Consider the following 17,384-nt stretch of genomic DNA (forward strand, 5'->3'; position numbering starts at 1 on the left):
ATTTGTGATGTGTGTCGGATCAGTGCTTCTGCTTGTTCTCAGCCGAGGACAAATCATGCAAATGCCGCCGCGACAGCGCCAGAAAACGCGGCGTCGGGCCGACATCCTCATACAGCGGATCACCTTCCTCATCCGTCGCCACCACGGTCGAACCCTTCACATACGGCAGGCTCGCTTCGAACTCCTCGAGCGCGGCGCCGATCAGTTCGCCGAGCAACTCCTCGGGATGACGTTTGGGGTACATCTCCGCAATCGCCGCCAGCCTCGCAGCGGATTCCACATCCAGATGAATCGTGTAGCCGGTGTCGGTCAGGCGACCTTTGGCGTTTTCTTCCCAATGCTGGGCGAGTTCACGAATTTTCATGATGACCTCATTTAGCGCCTGCTGATGGCAGGCCTGGGTGAGTGTCCGGCAGCGCCGGCGGCGAGCCGTCGTACGGCTTACTGTTGAGACTGACATTCCCGCGCAAGGTTTAAGTCGATTCGTCGCCTGCTTGTAAGAAGCGGCGCAGAGCGGCACTCTCTGGCAAAGCATTCGTTTCTGCGCTGTCCCCGATTACCGCTGGAGAACTGCTGATGACCGATATTGATGCACGCTTGCGCGAAGACGTTCACCTGCTCGGAGAGCTGTTGGGCAACACCATTCGAGACCAGTACGGCGAGGCGTTCCTCGACAAGATCGAGCAGATTCGCAAGGGCGCCAAGGCCGACCGGCGCGGCTCGATGGACGCCGAACTGAGCGCCAGCCTCAATCAATTGAGCGAAGACGAATTGCTCCCGGTCGCTCGCGCCTTCAACCAGTTTCTCAATCTGGCCAACATCGCCGAGCAGTATCAGTTGATCCATCGTCGCGAGGAGTCGCAACCGGCGCCGTTCGAGTCGCGGGTATTGCCGGAACTGCTCGCGCGCCTGCGCAGCGAAGGGCACAGCGCCGAATCCCTGGCCCGGCAACTGGCTCGCCTGGAAATCGAACTGGTGCTGACCGCGCACCCGACCGAAGTGGCGCGACGCACGTTGATCCAGAAGTACGATGCAATCGCCGCGCAACTGGCCGCGCAGGATCATCGCGACCTGACCAGCGCCGAGCGCGAGCAGATCCACAGCAAATTGCAACGGCTGATCGCCGAAGCGTGGCACACCGAAGAAATCCGCCGCACCCGACCGACCCCGGTCGATGAAGCCAAGTGGGGCTTTGCGGTGATCGAGCATTCGTTGTGGCAGGCGATCCCCAACCATATGCGCAAGGCCGATCAGGCGCTGTTCGCCGCGACGGGCCTGCGCTTGCCGCTGGAAGCCGCGCCGATCCGTTTCGCCTCATGGATGGGCGGCGACCGTGACGGCAACCCCAATGTCACCGCCGCCGTCACTCGCGAAGTCTTGCTGCTGGCGCGCTGGATGGCCGCTGATTTGTATCTGCGCGATGTCGATCACCTTGCTGCCGAGTTGTCGATGCAGCAGGCCAGCGATGCGCTGAAGGCCAAGGCCGGCGACAGCGCCGAACCTTATCGCGCGGTGCTCAAACAATTGCGCGAACGTCTGCGTGCGACGCGCAATTGGGCGCACGCTGCATTGACCGCGCCGACCCCGGCCACCGCCGATGTGCTGCACGACAATCGCGACCTGCTCGAGCCGTTGCAGTTGTGTTTCAACTCGCTGCACGAGTGCGGCATGGGCGTCATCGCCGACGGGCCGTTGCTCGACTGCCTGCGTCGGGCGGTGACGTTCGGACTGTTTCTGGTGCGCCTCGATGTGCGTCAGGATTCAACGCGGCACAGCTCGGCGATGACCGAAATCACCGATTACCTCGGCCTCGGCCGCTATGAGGAATGGGACGAAGAGCAGCGCATCAACTTCCTCACCGAGGAGCTGAGCAACCGTCGACCGTTGCTGCCCGCGCATTTCAAACCATCGGCGGATACCGCCGAAGTGCTCAACACCTGCAAGGAAATCGCCGCCGCGCCCGCTGCGTCGCTGGGTTCCTACGTGATCTCCATGGCCGGCGCCGCTTCCGACGTGCTCGCGGTGCAACTGCTGCTCAAGGAATCCGGCGTTCTGCGGCCGATGCGCGTGGTGCCGCTGTTCGAAACCCTCGCCGACCTCGACAACGCCGGGCCGGTGATGGAACGTCTGTTGCTGTTGCCGGGCTATCGCGCGCGTTTGCACGGCCCGCAGGAAGTGATGATCGGCTATTCCGACTCGGCCAAGGATGCCGGCACCACCGCTGCTGCGTGGGCGCAATATCGCGCGCAGGAGCGCCTGGTGGATATCTGCCGTGAGCAGCAAGTCGAACTGCTCCTGTTCCACGGTCGCGGCGGCACCGTTGGCCGTGGCGGCGGTCCGGCGCACGCGGCGATTCTGTCGCAACCACCGGGTTCGGTGGCGGGACGTTTCCGCACCACCGAGCAGGGAGAAATGATTCGTTTCAAATTCGGCCTGCCGGACATCGCCGAGCAAAACCTCAATCTGTATCTGGCCGCCGTGCTCGAAGCGACCTTGCTGCCACCGCCGCCGCCGACTCCGGAATGGCGGCATCTGATGGACGAATTGGCGGCGGACGGTGTCAGCGCTTACCGTCAGGTGGTGCGGGAGAATCCGCAATTCGTGGAGTACTTCCGCCAGTCGACCCCAGAACAAGAGTTGGGACGTTTGCCGCTCGGCAGTCGTCCGGCCAAACGCCGTGCGGGCGGTATCGAAAGCCTGCGGGCGATCCCGTGGATCTTCGGCTGGACCCAAACCCGATTGATGCTGCCGGCCTGGCTGGGGTGGGAGACTGCGCTGAGCAAGGCGCTGGAGCGTGGCGAAGGTGAGTTGCTGGGGCAGATGCGCGAACAGTGGCCGTTTTTCCGCACTCGTATCGACATGCTGGAAATGGTCTTGGCCAAGGCCGACGCGGATATCGCGCAGTCCTATGACGAACGTTTGGTCGAAGCCGATCTGCTGCCGTTGGGCGCGCAGTTACGCGACCTATTGTCGCAGGCATGCTCCGTAGTATTGGGCCTGACCGGGCAGTCGCAGCTGCTGGCGCACAGCCCGGACACCCTCGAATTCATCCGCTTGCGCAATACCTATCTCGACCCGCTGCATCTATTGCAGGCCGAATTGTTGGCGCGTTCGCGGCAGCAGGAAGTCGAGCAGGGCAGCCCGGTGGAACAGGCGCTGCTGGTGTCTGTAGCGGGGATTGCCGCCGGATTGCGCAATACCGGCTAAGGTTGCTGAGCACCTCTGGCGGCATTCGCGACAAGGGTCGGATGCCGCTTCTCCTGCCGTAGGAAAGTGCCGCGAGGCGACAGTTAATGTTGGGGTTGCGACTTGGGTTACCGCGTCGCGAGGTCACGGCGGGCTTCGGTTTCTCCGACTTTTGGCGTCTTGTGTGGGCGCAGCCTGCTGTGTATCTTGATCAGCCTTTGGCCGTTTGTGCGGCCACGACCCGTATTTTCAGGATCCGCCGGTTACGAGCGAATCCTTTGTTTTGTAAAGCTTTTATATAAAAAATTGAGGAGCACATCGATGCGCGTCATTCTGCTGGGAGCTCCCGGGGCCGGTAAAGGTACTCAGGCAAAGTTCATCACCGAGAAATTCGGCATTCCGCAAATCTCCACCGGCGACATGCTGCGTGCTGCGGTCAAGGCTGGCACTCCACTGGGCGTGCAAGCCAAGAGCATCATGGATGCCGGCGGCCTGGTGTCGGATGACCTGATCATCGCGCTGGTCAAGGACCGCATCGCTCAACCTGATTGCGCCAACGGTTTCCTGTTCGACGGCTTCCCGCGCACCATTCCGCAGGCTGAAGCACTGGTCACTGCCGGCGTCGAGCTGGATGCCGTGGTCGAGATCGCTGTAGAAGACGAAGAAATCGTCCAGCGCATCGCCGGTCGCCGTGTTCACGAAGCCAGCGGCCGCGTTTACCACATCGTCTACAACCCGCCGAAACTGGCTGGCAAGGACGACATCACCGGCGAAGAGCTGGTGCAGCGCAAGGACGACACCGAAGAAACCGTGCGTCATCGCCTGTCGGTCTACCATTCGCAGACCAAACCGCTGGTGGATTTCTATAAAAACCTTTCCGCCAACAACGGCGGTAAGCCAAAGTACAGCCACATCGAAGGCGTGGGTTCGGTCGATGCAATCACCGCCAAGGTGTTGGCCGCGCTGAGCTGAAAAGTCTGATCGGCTGCATCATCCACGGCCCGCTTGCGGGCCGTAGTTGTTTATACTGACGCACTTTTTTCCCCACCCCTGTTTTGGAAACATCGATGAGCACCTTGCTGGCCCTGGACACCGCGACTGAAGCTTGCTCCGTTGCCTTGCTGCATGACGGCAAGGTCACGAGCCATTACGAGGTGATCCCGCGTCTGCATGCGCAGAAGCTGCTGCCGATGATCCAGCAATTGCTCGCCGATGCCGGCACCACATTGCAAGCGGTCGACGCGATTGCCTTCGGCCGTGGCCCGGGCGCGTTCACGGGTGTGCGCATTGCCATCGGTGTGGTGCAGGGTTTGGCCTTTGCTCTGGATCGTCCGGTATTGCCGGTATCCAACCTTGCCGTGCTGGCACAGCGTGCCTTTCGTGAGCACGGCGCAAGCCAGGTGGCATCCGCCATCGATGCGCGGATGGATGAAGTGTATTGGGGCTGCTACCGCGAGACGGCGGGGGAGATGCGTCTGGTTGGCGCCGAAGCGGTGCTGCCGCCGGAAGTTGCCGCGTTGCCCGCTGATGCCAGTGGCGATTGGTTCGGTGCCGGTACCGGTTGGGGCTACGGCGAGCGCATTGCGGTCAATCTAAGCGGCTCCGACGCCGGCATGCTGCCCCACGCCGAAGACCTGCTGACCCTGGCGCGTTTCGCCTGGGAGCGCGGCGAAGCAATCCCGGCGGATGACGCCCAGCCCGTCTACCTGCGCGATAAAGTCGCCACCCCGAAAGCCCGCTGATACGACACTTTCTCCTGTGGGAGCGAGCCTGCTCGCGAAGGCTTCTGGTCAGTCAATGCATGTGTTGAATGTGCTGGTCCCTTCGCGAGCAGGCTCGCTCCCACAGGTTCGCTGGTCACATACAAATATCGCCAATCGTCAGTTTCTACGCCCTCGCTTAAAACCTTTTGCGCTTTATGTGTTCTAGTTATCACTAGGCGGTTTGCTAAGTCGGTCAAGTGCCGCTAAATTGCCATCATTGATACCGAGCATGACATTATGCGTATAGACGGCGTTTCCACTCAGTCCTACCCCATCAAGCGCAAGCCGCGAAAAGGCAATGCGGCGCTGGATGAGTCCGTCGAGATTATCGACGGCGAGCTGGAATTCCCGAGCGAAGAGCAGATGGCCGCCCGTGCAGCCCAAGCTACCGCGCAACGCCTGAGCAACCTGCCTGCCCGTCAGCAAGACATGATTTACCACCGCGCGATGAAGAAAAGCGTAGCCATGGCCCTGGCCAGCTACCTCAGCACCGCCGGTTTTGTCGATTGGGACGCAGACGTGCTGGGCCTCGATCTGTATATCTGATGGATCTGCCTTACTACCTCGGTTGCCCGTCCTGGAGCGAAAATGCCTGGCGCGAGTATCTGTATCCGGTAGACGCAAAAACCTCCGACTTTCTCGCTCTCTACTGCCAGGTGTTCAACGCCGTCGAAGGCAACACCACCTTCTACGCCAGTCCGTCGCCAGCCACTGTGCAGCGCTGGGCCGAGATCATGCCGGCGCACTTTCGCTTCACTGCCAAATTCCCCGGCGACATCAGCCACAGTGGTGACCTGCGCGAGCAACTGACCGCTGCCGAAACCTTCCTGCAATTACTCAAGCCGTTGGGCGAACGTGTTTCGCCGCTGTGGCTGCAACTGTCGAAAAGCTTCACGCCGCAGCGTCTGCCGGAACTCGCGGCGTTTATAGATGCGCTGGATTGCCCGCTTGCGGTCGAGGTGCGCAATGAACAGTTCTTCGCCAAGGGCGAGAGCGAGCGTCTGCTCAATCGTCTGTTGCTGGATCGCGGTGTCGAGCGCATCTGTCTTGACCCGCGCGCGCTGTTCAGCTGCTTGTCGACCGAGTCCTCGGTGATCCACGCGCAGTCGAAAAAGCCGCGAGTGCCGACCCGTCCGGCGGCGTTCACGCAGTTTCCGCAGGTGCGTTTCATCGGCCATCCCGAGCTTGAGGCCAACGATGCGTTTCTCGTGCCGTGGGTGGTGAAAATTGCTGAATGGATCGAAGAGGGGCGCACGCCTTACATGTTCCTGCACACCGCCGACAACCTGTTGGCAGCGAAACTGGCGCAACGTTTTCACGCACAACTGATGCAACGTTTGCCTGGCTTGCCCGCGCTGCCTGAGCTATACAGAGAACCCGCCGCCGAGCAGCTTGGCTTGCTCTGAGGCGGGTTTTTTCTGTCCGGGAGTCCGTCGATGAACGTCCAAGTCAGTCAACAGCAACTCCTCAAAGCACAAGCCTTCAAGGCCCTGCATGATCGCCAGGGGATCTTCGTCATTCCCAATCCGTGGGATGCCGGCTCGGCGAAGATGCTCGCCAGTCTTGGCTATCAGGCCTTGGCCACCACCAGCGCCGGTTACGCGTTTTCCCAGGGCAAGGCTGATGGCGCACTGAGTCTCGACGAGACCCTGGCCAATGTCCGCGCGATTGTCGCGGCGACGGATCTGCCGGTGGCGGTGGATCTGGAAAACGGCTTTGCCGATGATCCGCTGGAGTCCGCGCAGAGTCTGTTGCGCGCCGCCGAGGCGGGCGCGGTGGGCGGGTCGATCGAAGACGCGACCGGGCGCCCGGATGCGCCGATCTATTGCTTCGAACACGCCGTCGCACGGATTGAAGCCGCCGTCGCGGCGGTGCGCACCTTGCCGTTTCCCTTCATCCTCACGGCTCGCGCGGAAAATTACCTGCACGGTAATCCCGATCTCGACGACACCATTCGCCGCTTGCAGGCATTTGCCGAAGCGGGTGCCGACGTGCTCTACGCGCCGGGTTTGCGCAGCGCCGAAGAAGTGCGTGCAGTGGTGCAAGCGGTGGCACCGAAACCGGTCAATGTGTTGATGTCTGGCGGTTTGAAACTGACCGTGCAGCAGCTCGAGGAACTGGGCGTACGCCGCATCAGCACCGGCTCTGCTCTGGCGCTGGCGGCGTTCGGCGAGTTCTTCCGCGCGGCGGAAGAGATCCAACAGGCCGGCACCTTTGGCTTTACGTCGCAGTCGATGCCGTACGCCAAGGCCAATCAATTCTTCAAGGACTGAGCATGGGGCGCTGGCTTTTCTGGGTGCTGTTGCTGGCGATCGGCGGTGCGGCGGTCAGTGTCTGGCGCGGCTGGCTGGAGGTGCCGCCGCAGTGGAACCCGTGGGCGCCATTGGACATAAAAGCCGCGCCCAACTGGCTGACCGGTTACAAACTCATGCGCCTGCGCAGCGATCCTGAACTGTGCGCACAGGCATTGAGCAGCTCGGATCTGCGCGTCAGCCCCCAAGCCGACAGTCCGGGCGCCAAGTGTCCGCTGATCGGTGCTCTGCGGGTGCAGGGCGGTGAAGTAGCGCTGAGCAGCAGTTTCATCGCCAGTTGCCCGCTGGCGGTGGCCTACGCGATGTTCGAACACCACACCCTGCAGCCGGCGGCGCAATCGGTTTACGGCCAGAAAATCGCGCGGGTCGATCACCTCGGCAGCTTCGCCTGTCGCAATGTCTACAACCGTGAGAGCGGTGCCCTTAGCCGACATGCGAGTGCCGACGCGCTGGACATCGCCGGTTTCCGTCTGGCTGACGGACGCACGATCAGTGTGCTCAAGGATTGGCCCAAGCAAAACCAGGACGCAGAGTTTTTGCGCCAGTTGCGTGACGGCGCCTGTGAGTCATTCAGTGTAATGTTGAGTCCGGACTACAACGCAGCTCATCGCAATCACTTCCATGTCGATGTCGGGCGCTGGAGCGTGTGTCGCTGAGGATCAGGCGGCGAGGCGCAGGTTCTGCAGGACGATCGGGCGAGCCCAGCCATTATCGAAGTCCAGAGCTTTCTGTTGCTCGACGATTTCTTCCGGCGGGAACGGCGGGTAAGGCTTCTGCAGCAAGTCCAGGTCGAACTCGGCAATCGGCAGGTACAGCGGACGTTTCTGCGGAGCAGGGCCTGGCTCCGGCACTGGCTGGCCATTGTTGATCACGATCGGGCGTACCCAGCTGCTGTCGAAATCCTGTTGCTCTTGCTGAGCCTTGAGTTCTTCTGGCGGGAACGGTGGGAACGGCTTGTCCAGCAGCTCCATTTCGAATTCGGCGATCGGCAGGAACAGTGGCTCTGGCGGGCGAACCTGGGTTTCGACCACGTCGCACTCACGCTGGCTGACGATGTGCGCGTGCAGCTCGCTGCCAACGGTCGGTTCTTCCGGGCTGTTCAGGTCAACCGGTGGAAACGTGCCACAGGCAGGCACTACTTCACTCGTCTGTTCGGCCAGGGCCTGGGCAAAGAAATCCTGCCACAGGTGACTGACGCCGCTCAGTGCTTGAGTGTTATGACGGCTGAAGTCGCCATGGGGCGAAACGTAGCCAATCGATGTGGGAAGAATGCCTGACATTTTTTTCGGTTGACGCTCAGCTCTGGCAAAATGCGCGTTGAATGGTTTATCGGCGGTTTTTGTCGATCCTTAACTTTTTTGAGCGTTTTTTCATGATCGAGTCACCCGCGGCCTGCCGCATCAATGTCCAGGCCCTCGCCCCAGCGTTTCAAACGCAAGCCGCACACTGGGCCGAACGTCTCGGCCTGCCGCTCGGCGAGGCGGACGGTGAGTTCGCCTTGCAGGTCGGCGAACAGGGTTTGCAGTTGCAGCAGCTCGGCCCGGACGCCCCGGGGCCGGTGCGGGTCGACTTTGTCGAGGGCGGTGCGGCGCATCGTCGTTTGTATGGCGGCGGCAGCGGGCAGATGATTGCCAAGGCTGTCGGCATCGCCCAAGGCGTGCGCCCGCGGGTGCTCGATGCCACGGCGGGCTTGGGCAAGGATGCGTTTGTGCTGGCCAGTCTCGGTTGTGAAATGAGCCTGATCGAGCGTCAGCCGCTGATCGGCGCACTGCTTGAGGACGGCTTGGCGCGGGCGGCAGAAGATTTCGATGTAGCGCCGATCGTGGCGCGGATGAAATTGCTCAAGGGCAATTCCATCGAAGTGATGCGCAGTTGGGAAGGGGAGGCGCCGCAGGTGATCTATCTCGACCCGATGTTCCCGCATCGCGAGAAAACCGCGCTGGTGAAAAAAGAGATGCGCCTGTTCCGCCCGCTGGTCGGCGATGATCCGGATGCCCCGGCCCTGCTTGAAGCCGCACTGGCACTGGCCACGCACCGGGTGGTGGTGAAGCGCCCGCGCAAGGCACCGTGCATCGAAGGGCCGAAACCGAGCCATGCGCTGGATGGCAAATCGAGCCGGTATGACATTTATCCGAAAAAAGCGCTGAAGCCCTAGAAGCAGCTGCAGGCTGCAAGCTGCAAGCTGCAAGCTGCAAGCTGCAAGCTGCAAGCTGCAAGCTACAAGCTACAAGCTACAAGCCAGAGCCAGAGCCAATTCACTGCTTTTGCTTTTTCTTGCAGCTTGCAGCTAGAAGCTCGCAGCTGCTCCTCCCCCGTAGGCCCTGATAAACAACCCCACCACCTCCCGCACATGCCGCTCCGCTGCCTCTCCGGTCAGCGGCTCGCCGCAGCCGTACAACAAACGGAAATTCCCCGCGCCTTTGATCAGGCAGAAGAAATGCTCGGCGGCGTTGCGTGGCTGGTCGATGCTCAGCGCGCCGGTCGCGTGGATTTTCGTCAGCAGACCTTCCATGCCGTTGACCACGCGCTCGGGGCCGGCCTCGAAGAAGATCAGCGACAGCTTCGGATCCTGACTGCCCAGCGCCATGATCAGACGGTGCAGGTTCACCGATTCATCGCTGTTGATCAGTTGATGGAAGCCCCGGGCAATGTTCAGCAATACATTTTCCACCGCGATGCCGTCCGGCAATTCGAAGAACAGCGGTGGCAATTGTTCTTCGCATTTCGCGACGACGGCAGCGGAGAACAGCGTCTCCTTGTCGTTGAAATGGCTGTAGACCGTCAGCTTCGACACGCCGGCCTCGCTGGCAACCGCGTCCATGCTGGTGTTGGCGTAGCCATGGCAGAGAAACAGAGTTTTCGCCGCATCCAGGATCGCCTGGCGTTTGGCCAGATCCTTGGGGCGGCCCGGGCCGTTTGAAGTTGAAAGATTGTTCGACATTCTTCGCTTTTAATACTGGACTGGTGAGTTTGCTATTAATACCATACCCGCCAGTATAAATATTCCAAGCCTCATTCGCGAAAGGTCCGTCACCATGTTCCGCCATGCGTTGTCCTTTGCCGTGCCAGTCAGTCTGGCGTTCCTGTTATCGGCGTGCGGTCAGGAAGAGGTGACCAAAGTCACCGTACGCCCGGCCATGGTGGTGCAACCCGAGCCTTCGGCGCAGGCGATGGAAAGTTATCCGGGCGAGGTGCGTGCCCGCTACGAGCCTGATCTGGCGTTCCGCATCGGCGGCAAAGTCAGCCGACGACTGGTCGACGAAGGCCAGCGCGTCAAGGCCGATCAGCCCTTGGCCGAACTCGATCCGCAGGATGTGCGCCTGCAGCTGGAAGCCACCCGCGCGCAGGTCGCCGCCGCCGAGGCCAATCTGAATCTGGTGCGCGCCGAGCGCGATCGCTATAAAACCCTGATGGATCGGCAGATGGTCAGCCGCTCGGCCTACGACAACGCCGAAAATCTATATCGCTCCGGCGAAGCCCGCCTTAAACAAATCAAAGCCGAATTCAACGTTTCGACCAACCAGGCCAGTTACGCGGTGCTGCGTGCGCCACAGGACGGTGTGGTGGCCAAGCGTTCGGTGGAAGTCGGTCAGGTGGTCGCTGCCGGGCAAACCGTGTTCACCCTCGCCACCGATGGTGAGCGCGAAGTGTTGATCAGCCTGCCGGAGCAAAGCTTCGGCCGCTTCAAGGTCGGTCAGCCGGTCACCGTGGAATTGTGGGCACAGCAGAATCAACGCTTCGCCGGGCAGATCCGCGAGTTGTCGCCGTCCGCCGACCCGCGCTCACGCACTTTTGCTGCGCGGATCTCATTCACCAGCGGCAAAGTCCAGGCCGAACTGGGGCAGAGCGCCCGAGTGTTCGTGCAAGCGGCTGACAGTGTCTCGCTTTCCATACCGCTTTCCGCGCTGACCGCTGAAAACGGCGCGACCTACGTCTGGGTGGTCAACGGCAACAACACGTTGAAGAAAACTCCGGTACGGGTCGGTCCGTTCGGCGAGAAAAGCGTGGCGGTGCTCGAAGGCCTGAATGCCAGCGACTGGGTGGTGGCTGCCGGCGTTCACGTATTGCTCGACGGCCAGCAGGTGCGACCAGTGGATCGCTCCAACCGTGTGGTCAATCTGGCGAACAAGGAGTAAGCCCCGATGCGCTTCAACCTCTCCGAATGGGCGTTGCGTAATCGCCAGATCGTACTGTTCCTGATGCTTTTGCTCGCCGTTGTCGGCGCGTTGTCCTACACCAAACTCGGCCAGAGTGAAGACCCGCCGTTCACTTTCAAGGCGATGGTCATTCAGACCCGCTGGCCCGGTGCGACCGCGCAGGAAGTCTCGCGCCAGGTTACTGAACGGATCGAAAAGAAACTGATGGAAACCGGCGAGTACGAACGCATCATGTCGTTCTCCCGCCCCGGTGAGTCCCAGGTCACTTTCATTGCCCGCGATTCGATGCACTCCAAGGACATCCCCGACCTCTGGTACCAATTGCGCAAGAAGGTCGGCGACATTCGCCAGACCCTGCCGCCGGGAATTCAGGGGCCGTTCTTCAACGATGAGTTCGGCACCACCTTCGGCAATATCTATGCGTTGACCGGCGACGGTTTCGACTACGCCGTGCTCAAGGATTACGCCGACCGCATCCAGATCCAGCTGCAACGGGTCAAGGATGTCGGCAAGGTCGAACTGCTTGGGTTGCAGGACGAGAAAATCTGGGTCGAGCTGTCCAACGTCAAACTCGCCACGCTCGGCCTGCCGCTGGAGGCGGTGCAACAGGCGCTGGAGGAACAGAACGCGGTGTCCACGGCGGGGTTCTTCGAAACCGGTAGCGAGCGCTTGCAGCTACGCGTCTCGGGGAATTTCCAGACAGTCGATGAGATAAAGAATTTTCCGATCCGCGTCGCCGATCGCACCTTCCGCATCGCCGATATCGCCGAAGTGCGTCGCGGTTTCAGCGATCCACCGGCGCCGCGCATGCGTTTCATGGGCGACGATGCGATCGGTCTGGCCGTGGCGATGAAGGACGGCGGCGACATTCTCGTCCTGGGCAAGGCGCTGGAAGGCGAGTTTTCGCGCATTCAGAAAAACCTCCCGGCCGGCATGCAGCTGCGCAAGGTGTCCGATCAGCCGGCAGCGGTAAAAACCGGCGTCGGCGAGTTCGTTCAGGTGTTGGTCGAAGCGCTGGCGATCGTCTTGCTGGTGAGCTTCTTTTCCCTCGGTGTGCGCACCGGCATGGTCGTCGCGCTGACCATTCCGCTGGTGCTGGCGATGACCTTCGCTTGCATGTATTACCTCGGCATCGGTCTGCACAAGATTTCCCTCGGTGCGCTGGTGCTGGCGCTGGGGCTTCTGGTGGACGACGCGATCATCGCCGTGGAAATGATGGCGATCAAAATGGAGCAGGGCTTCGATCGCATTCGCGCGGCGAGTTACGCCTGGACCAGCACCGCATTCCCGATGCTCACCGGCACGTTGATCACCGCCGCCGGCTTCCTGCCGATTGCCACTGCGCAGTCCGGCACCGGCGAATACACCCGCTCGATTTTCCAGGTAGTGACCATTGCCTTGCTCGCCTCATGGGTCGCGGCGGTGATGTTCGTGCCGTACCTGGGGGAAAAACTCCTGCCGGATCTGGCGAAAATTCACGCGGCAAAACACGGTACTGGCCATGGTCAGCCTGATCCGTATGCCACGCCGTTTTATCAGCGCGTGCGGCGTCTGGTGGAGTGGTGCGTGGCGCATCGCAAAACGGTGATCGTGCTCACCGTGGGCCTGTTTATCGCCTCGGTGGTGTTGTTCCGCTTCGTCCCGCAGCAGTTCTTCCCGGCTTCGAACCGGCTGGAGTTGATGGTCGACCTGAAACTGGCCGAAGGTGTTTCGCTGGCCAACACCACCAGTGAAGTCAAACGCCTCGAAGCGCTGCTCAAGGAGCACGCCGGCATCGACAATTACGTGGCCTATGTCGGCACCGGTTCGCCACGCTTTTATCTGCCGCTGGATCAGCAACTGCCAGCGGCGAGTTTTGCCCAGTTTGTGGTGTTGGCGAAAACCATCGAAGAGCGTGAAGCGTTGCGCAGCTGGTTGATCGAAACCCTCAACGAGCAATTCCCGACCCTGCGTTCGCGCGTCACGCGTCTGGAAAATGGCCCGCCGGTTGGCTATCCGGTGCAGTTCCGCGTCACTGGCGAGCACATCGAAGAAGTCCGTGCATTGGCGCGCAAAGTGGCGGCGAAGGTTCGCGAGAATCCGCATGTGGTCAACGTGCACCTGGATTGGGAAGAACCGAGCAAAGTTGTTTATCTGAACATCGATCAGGATCGCGCCCGCGCCCTCGGCGTAAGCACGGCCAATCTGGCGAAATTCCTGCAGAGTTCGCTGGTCGGCTCGACGGTCAGCCAGTACCGCGAAGACAACGAATTGATCGAGATTCTGCTACGCGGCACCGTGCACGAGCGCACTGAATTGTCGTTGTTGCCGAGCCTGGCGGTGCCGACGGATAACGGTCGCAGTGTGGCGTTGTCGCAGATTGCCACGCTGGAATATGGTTTCGAGGAAGGCATCATCTGGCACCGCAACCGCCTGCCGAACGTGACCGTACGCGCTGACATTTATGGCAAGGAGCAACCGGCGACGCTGGTGAAGCAGATCATGCCGACGCTGGACCCGATTCGCGCTGAGTTGCCCGATGGTTATCTGCTGGATGTCGGCGGCACGGTGGAGGATTCCGAGCGCGGGCAGAAGTCGGTGAATGCCGGGGTGCCGATGTTCATTGTCGTGGTGCTGACCTTGCTGATGGTGCAGTTGCGCAGTTTCTCGCGTACGGCGATGGTGTTTCTCACTGCGCCGTTGGGCTTGATCGGGGTGACGTTGTTTCTGATGGTGTTCAGGCAGCCGTTCGGGTTTGTGGCGATGCTGGGGACCATTGCATTGTCCGGGATGATCATGCGCAATTCGGTGATTCTGGTCGATCAGATCGAGCAGGATATCGCTTCGGGGCTCAGGCCCTGGCAGGCGATTATCGAGGCTACGGTGCGCCGGTTCCGGCCGATTGTGTTGACGGCGCTGGCGGCGGTGCTGGCGATGATTCCGCTGTCGCGCAGTGTGTTTTTCGGGCCGATGGCGGTGGCGATCATGGGCGGGCTGATTGTGGCTACGGCGCTGACGCTGTTGTTTTTGCCGGCGTTGTATGCGGCCTGGTTTCGGGTGCGTAAGGAGGCTTGAGTTTCTTCGTCGTGGCGGCCTTCGGGCCGACCATGACTTGGGTGTTTTGGGTGTATATCCGTTCCTGTGGGTGTTGCTGATTACGGTTCCGCCCTTACGGCGGGTCACCTTTTTCAAACGCCAAAAAGGTAACCCAAAACGCTTGCTCCTACGTTCGGCCCTCGCAGGCTCGGGTTCCTTCGCTCCGGGATCGATCCGGGCGCAGCGGCTACGGTTTGCTTCGCTGCACCTCCTTCCGCTGTGTTCGACTGCGTCGAACGGTCGCTGCGCTCCCACGCCCGGGTCAATCCCTCCACTCAGCCTTCCGACGTCGCTGGTGGATCAAAAGCACTCGAGCTTGCGCTCATTGTTGAGTGGGGCGGCTGCGCCGCGGGCAGCTGCGCTGCTTTGCTTTTGCTTTTGTGGGAGCGAGCCTGCTCGCGAAGGCGGTCTGACAGCCAATTCATTTCGAATCGCCAATTCACGCTGCCTTCCTACAGCTTTTTCAGAATCCTCCGATCTTGAGGCGCTGGCCGTCCAATGCTGTACTCCGGGTTCTGCTTTTCCGAGTCCTTGAGTCTGTCTGATGAAGAAACCACCGACATTAGCCGGCAGAACTGATCCTGTTTTCGAACTGTTGGCCCGCTCGCCCCACAAGCAACGACTTGCGGATTATCTGGCGCTGCTCAAGCCGCTCGATGATCAGGGGCGCTATCTGCCATTCGAGGCGTTGCGCTATCGCTGGGCGGCAGGGTTGGACGCGAATCTTTGTTGGGCGTTGGTGAAGAAGGCGCGGGCGGCCCAGTACATTCATTTGTTGCCGTTGGGCGAGCCGGTGCAGTGGGGCAAATACGTGCCAACGCCGTTGGCGCAGAAAACCTTGGCTGTGGTGGATCGTTACGCCAGTACGGCCGCGCTGGATTACATGACCAGTCAGATCGGCGAGCGGGCGCATTTTTCCTGTCTGCTCAATGACCTGATCGAAGACGAAGCCATCGCCAGTAGCCAGTTGGAGGGCGCGGCGACCACTACTCGTGTTGCCAAGGACATGCTCAAGCATCAGCGCCAGCCGCGGACGCCGGATGAGCGCATGGTCATGGGTAATTATCGAATGATGAATTTCGCTTGGGAAAAGCGTTATGAACCTCTGAGCATTGAGCTGATTGCAGAGATCCATCGAGTGGGTGTGGAGGGGATCGACGACGAGCAGTATTCCCCCGGATTGTTCCGGACCAATGATGAGGTGGTTGTTCAGGATGGTTCAGGCAACACTGTGCACCGACCACCTCCTGCTGCAGGATTGGTTGCGCGGTTGGCGAGGCTGTCCGCCTGGATCAACCGGCCCGCTGCCTCGACTCTGGACAAAAATTATCTGCATCCACTGACCAAGGCCGTGACGCTGCATTTCGCCATGGGTTATGAACATCCATTTCGCGACGGTAACGGGCGGGTCGCGAGAGCCTTGTTTTACTGGTTCATGTTCAAACATGAGTTCGCGGCGTTTCGCTACATTGCGATCAGTCTGCTGCTGCGCAATGCACCGGTGAAATACGGACGCTCCTACCTGCACACCGAGGCGGATGAGCTGGATCTGACTTATTTCATCGAGTTTCAGTGCGCAGTTATTTTGCGAGTCGTGGTCAGCTACACCAATGTTTGTCGAAAAAAGCTGAATGGCTCGAGGGCGAGTCGCCTCGCCCCGGTGTGATGACGACTTAAAGCGTACCAAACACCTTCTTCGCCAGACTCGTCGCCGCAGCGGCCGGGTTCTGACGAATTGTTTCTTCCTGCTTGCCGATCATCTCGAACAAACCATTGAGCGCCTGTTCAGTGACGTAGCTTTCAACGTTCGCGCTCTTGGCGTCGACGACACCGAAAGCCGCAGCTTGACCTGCAAAGGCGTTGTACTTCTGGGCGACGCCGACCTTGTCGGTGGCTTGTTTGACGATGGGCAGGAATTTCGCGCGGATCTGTTCGCGGCTGGATTTGTTCAGGTATTGGGTCGCCGAATCGTTGCCGCCGCTGAGGATGCCTTTGGCGTCGGCCACGCTCATTTTCTTCACTGCATCGACGAGAATTGGCTGGGCCTGGGTCACGGCGGATTCGGCGGCTTTGTTCATCGCGGTTTCCAGTTCTTCCACCTGGGCGCCCATGCCGAAGGCTTTCATCTTGCTCGCGGCTTTGCCGAGTTTGCCCGGCAGTTCGATTTTCACTTCGGGGTTATTGCTGAAGCCACCCGGGGTGCCGAGTTGTTTCACGGCGATCTGTGCGCCTTGGGTCAGGGCGTCCTTGAGGCCGCCGGTGGCGTCTTGTTGCGACAGGTCGTTAAGGGACAGGGCCAAGGCGTTGGCGGAGATCAGCAGGCCGGCGCAGACGGCGGCGAAGCGGAGGGTAGGGCGGCGCATGGCGGCTTCCTTGTGGCGAAAAATGGATTAACGAACGGCGTCGACGCGGATTTTCAGCGGCTGCGGGTCGTTGCCGTCGAGTTGCACGGCATGGTTTTCGGTGGTGATGAACATCAGCTCGCCGTTGACTTCAATGCGTGCGCTGATCGAATAACGATGGCCGGGTTTGACCTGCGCCGGATCGTAGCTCAAATGAAACGGCAGCGGCACCTGGCCTTTGATCGGGCCGTTCTGTTGGTCAAGGACGACGGCCGGCGCATCGGCCAGCGATACGTCTTGCAGGCTCACGCTTAGAGTCGCGCTCGGGGGCAGGGCGATGCGTTGCAGGTAGAAGACTTCGCCGTCGAGGCTGGCCTTGCCGGCAGGGGTGGTTGATTGGCAGGCGCTGAGCAGGGTGGCGGCGGCGAGGGTCAGCAGTTTTTTCATGGGTGAATCTCCTATCAATGTGGGAGCGAGCCTGCTCGCGATAACGCTGGGTCACTCAAACTAAATGGCGACTGACACTCCGTCTTCGCGAGCAGGCTCGCT

General features: G+C 60.7%; 16 protein-coding genes. 11 read left to right on the forward strand and 5 right to left on the reverse strand.

Translation table 11 applies throughout. The features are described from left to right. Window positions 1-19: 19 nt before the first annotated feature. Window positions 20-364: a hypothetical protein gene (locus PS14A_RS04575; protein WP_042606952.1), complete on the reverse strand. Its 345-nt coding sequence runs from the start codon at window positions 362-364 to the stop codon at window positions 20-22. Between the two features lie 212 nt (window positions 365-576). On the opposite strand from PS14A_RS04575, the gene ppc reads away from it, so the two are divergent. The 7 genes from ppc to PS14A_RS04610 all read left to right on the forward strand — a co-directional run bounded on the left by ppc (window position 577) and on the right by PS14A_RS04610 (window position 7,917). Further along, the gene (gene ppc / locus PS14A_RS04580; protein ID WP_212615410.1) at window positions 577-3,207 is read left to right on the forward strand and encodes a phosphoenolpyruvate carboxylase; all 2,631 of its coding nucleotides are present in this window, start codon (window positions 577-579) and stop codon (window positions 3,205-3,207) included. Window positions 3,208-3,507: 300 nt separating this feature from the next. After that, on the forward strand, window positions 3,508-4,158 hold the full coding sequence (gene adk, locus PS14A_RS04585; RefSeq protein WP_024011750.1) for an adenylate kinase: 651 nt from the start codon (window positions 3,508-3,510) through the stop codon (window positions 4,156-4,158). Window positions 4,159-4,253: 95 nt separating this feature from the next. After that, a complete protein-coding gene (gene tsaB / locus PS14A_RS04590; RefSeq protein WP_130912762.1) occupies window positions 4,254-4,928 on the forward strand; it encodes a tRNA (adenosine(37)-N6)-threonylcarbamoyltransferase complex dimerization subunit type 1 TsaB in 675 nt (224 codons plus the stop codon). A 258-nt stretch (window positions 4,929-5,186) separates the two neighbouring features. Next, a complete protein-coding gene (locus PS14A_RS04595) occupies window positions 5,187-5,495 on the forward strand; it encodes a hypothetical protein (protein ID WP_130912763.1) in 309 nt (102 codons plus the stop codon). Continuing rightward, entirely contained in the window at window positions 5,495-6,355 is an 861-nt protein-coding gene (locus tag PS14A_RS04600; RefSeq protein ID WP_137215249.1) for a DUF72 domain-containing protein, read from the forward strand. Before PS14A_RS04595 ends, PS14A_RS04600 begins: the two co-directional genes overlap by 1 nt. A gap of 30 nt (window positions 6,356-6,385) precedes the next feature. Continuing rightward, window positions 6,386-7,222 (forward strand): isocitrate lyase/phosphoenolpyruvate mutase family protein, encoded by an 837-nt coding sequence (locus PS14A_RS04605; RefSeq protein ID WP_212615411.1) that lies wholly within the window; start codon window positions 6,386-6,388, stop codon window positions 7,220-7,222. A gap of 2 nt (window positions 7,223-7,224) precedes the next feature. After that, window positions 7,225-7,917 carry an extensin family protein gene (locus PS14A_RS04610; protein WP_212615412.1) on the forward strand — a complete coding sequence of 231 codons (693 nt, stop codon included), beginning with the start codon at window positions 7,225-7,227 and terminating at the stop codon, window positions 7,915-7,917. A 3-nt stretch (window positions 7,918-7,920) separates the two neighbouring features. On the opposite strand, the gene PS14A_RS04615 is transcribed toward PS14A_RS04610, so the two are convergent. Continuing rightward, window positions 7,921-8,541, reverse strand: coding sequence for a hypothetical protein (locus PS14A_RS04615; protein WP_056783179.1), 621 nt, complete (start codon window positions 8,539-8,541; stop codon window positions 7,921-7,923). A gap of 95 nt (window positions 8,542-8,636) precedes the next feature. On the opposite strand from PS14A_RS04615, the gene PS14A_RS04620 reads away from it, so the two are divergent. Beyond that, window positions 8,637-9,416, forward strand: coding sequence for a class I SAM-dependent methyltransferase (locus PS14A_RS04620; RefSeq protein ID WP_212615627.1), 780 nt, complete (start codon window positions 8,637-8,639; stop codon window positions 9,414-9,416). A gap of 132 nt (window positions 9,417-9,548) precedes the next feature. Here the strand turns inward: PS14A_RS04620 and PS14A_RS04625 are convergent, their stop codons facing one another. Then, on the reverse strand, window positions 9,549-10,202 hold the full coding sequence (locus PS14A_RS04625; protein WP_212615413.1) for a TetR/AcrR family transcriptional regulator: 654 nt from the start codon (window positions 10,200-10,202) through the stop codon (window positions 9,549-9,551). Between the two features lie 94 nt (window positions 10,203-10,296). Here PS14A_RS04625 and PS14A_RS04630 point away from each other — a divergent pair, with 94 nt between their 5' ends. The 3 genes from PS14A_RS04630 (at window position 10,297) to PS14A_RS04640 (ending at window position 16,159) form a co-directional block, all read left to right on the forward strand. Next, window positions 10,297-11,397, forward strand: coding sequence for an efflux RND transporter periplasmic adaptor subunit (locus PS14A_RS04630; protein ID WP_212615414.1), 1,101 nt, complete (start codon window positions 10,297-10,299; stop codon window positions 11,395-11,397). A gap of 6 nt (window positions 11,398-11,403) precedes the next feature. Continuing rightward, on the forward strand, window positions 11,404-14,472 hold the full coding sequence (locus tag PS14A_RS04635; protein ID WP_212615415.1) for an efflux RND transporter permease subunit: 3,069 nt from the start codon (window positions 11,404-11,406) through the stop codon (window positions 14,470-14,472). A 565-nt stretch (window positions 14,473-15,037) separates the two neighbouring features. Continuing rightward, window positions 15,038-16,159, forward strand: coding sequence for a Fic family protein (locus PS14A_RS04640; RefSeq protein ID WP_212615416.1), 1,122 nt, complete (start codon window positions 15,038-15,040; stop codon window positions 16,157-16,159). A 7-nt stretch (window positions 16,160-16,166) separates the two neighbouring features. On the opposite strand, the gene PS14A_RS04645 is transcribed toward PS14A_RS04640, so the two are convergent. Beyond that, window positions 16,167-16,856 carry a DUF4197 domain-containing protein gene (locus tag PS14A_RS04645; RefSeq protein WP_212615417.1) on the reverse strand — a complete coding sequence of 230 codons (690 nt, stop codon included), beginning with the start codon at window positions 16,854-16,856 and terminating at the stop codon, window positions 16,167-16,169. A gap of 27 nt (window positions 16,857-16,883) precedes the next feature. Next, complete coding sequence (locus PS14A_RS04650) at window positions 16,884-17,282, reverse strand: YbaY family lipoprotein (RefSeq protein ID WP_137215256.1); 399 nt, start codon at window positions 17,280-17,282, stop codon at window positions 16,884-16,886. Window positions 17,283-17,384 lie beyond the last annotated feature (102 nt).

It is taken from the genome of Pseudomonas sp. 14A (assembly GCF_018132745.1).
GTDB classification, from domain to species: Bacteria; Pseudomonadota; Gammaproteobacteria; order Pseudomonadales; family Pseudomonadaceae; genus Aquipseudomonas; species Aquipseudomonas mercuritolerans.

Coding starts and splice junctions, on each gene's coding strand:
- PS14A_RS04575 (WP_042606952.1), bottom strand. CDS start 364: ATGAAAATTCGTGAACTCGCCCAGCATTGGGAAGAAAACGCCAAAGGT.
- ppc (WP_212615410.1), top strand. CDS start 577: ATGACCGATATTGATGCACGCTTGCGCGAAGACGTTCACCTGCTCGGA.
- adk (WP_024011750.1), top strand. CDS start 3,508: ATGCGCGTCATTCTGCTGGGAGCTCCCGGGGCCGGTAAAGGTACTCAG.
- tsaB (WP_130912762.1), top strand. CDS start 4,254: ATGAGCACCTTGCTGGCCCTGGACACCGCGACTGAAGCTTGCTCCGTT.
- PS14A_RS04595 (WP_130912763.1), top strand. CDS start 5,187: ATGCGTATAGACGGCGTTTCCACTCAGTCCTACCCCATCAAGCGCAAG.
- PS14A_RS04600 (WP_137215249.1), top strand. CDS start 5,495: ATGGATCTGCCTTACTACCTCGGTTGCCCGTCCTGGAGCGAAAATGCC.
- PS14A_RS04605 (WP_212615411.1), top strand. CDS start 6,386: ATGAACGTCCAAGTCAGTCAACAGCAACTCCTCAAAGCACAAGCCTTC.
- PS14A_RS04610 (WP_212615412.1), top strand. CDS start 7,225: ATGGGGCGCTGGCTTTTCTGGGTGCTGTTGCTGGCGATCGGCGGTGCG.
- PS14A_RS04615 (WP_056783179.1), bottom strand. CDS start 8,541: ATGTCAGGCATTCTTCCCACATCGATTGGCTACGTTTCGCCCCATGGC.
- PS14A_RS04625 (WP_212615413.1), bottom strand. CDS start 10,202: ATGTCGAACAATCTTTCAACTTCAAACGGCCCGGGCCGCCCCAAGGAT.
- PS14A_RS04630 (WP_212615414.1), top strand. CDS start 10,297: ATGTTCCGCCATGCGTTGTCCTTTGCCGTGCCAGTCAGTCTGGCGTTC.
- PS14A_RS04635 (WP_212615415.1), top strand. CDS start 11,404: ATGCGCTTCAACCTCTCCGAATGGGCGTTGCGTAATCGCCAGATCGTA.
- PS14A_RS04640 (WP_212615416.1), top strand. CDS start 15,038: ATGAAGAAACCACCGACATTAGCCGGCAGAACTGATCCTGTTTTCGAA.
- PS14A_RS04645 (WP_212615417.1), bottom strand. CDS start 16,856: ATGCGCCGCCCTACCCTCCGCTTCGCCGCCGTCTGCGCCGGCCTGCTG.
- PS14A_RS04650 (WP_137215256.1), bottom strand. CDS start 17,282: ATGAAAAAACTGCTGACCCTCGCCGCCGCCACCCTGCTCAGCGCCTGC.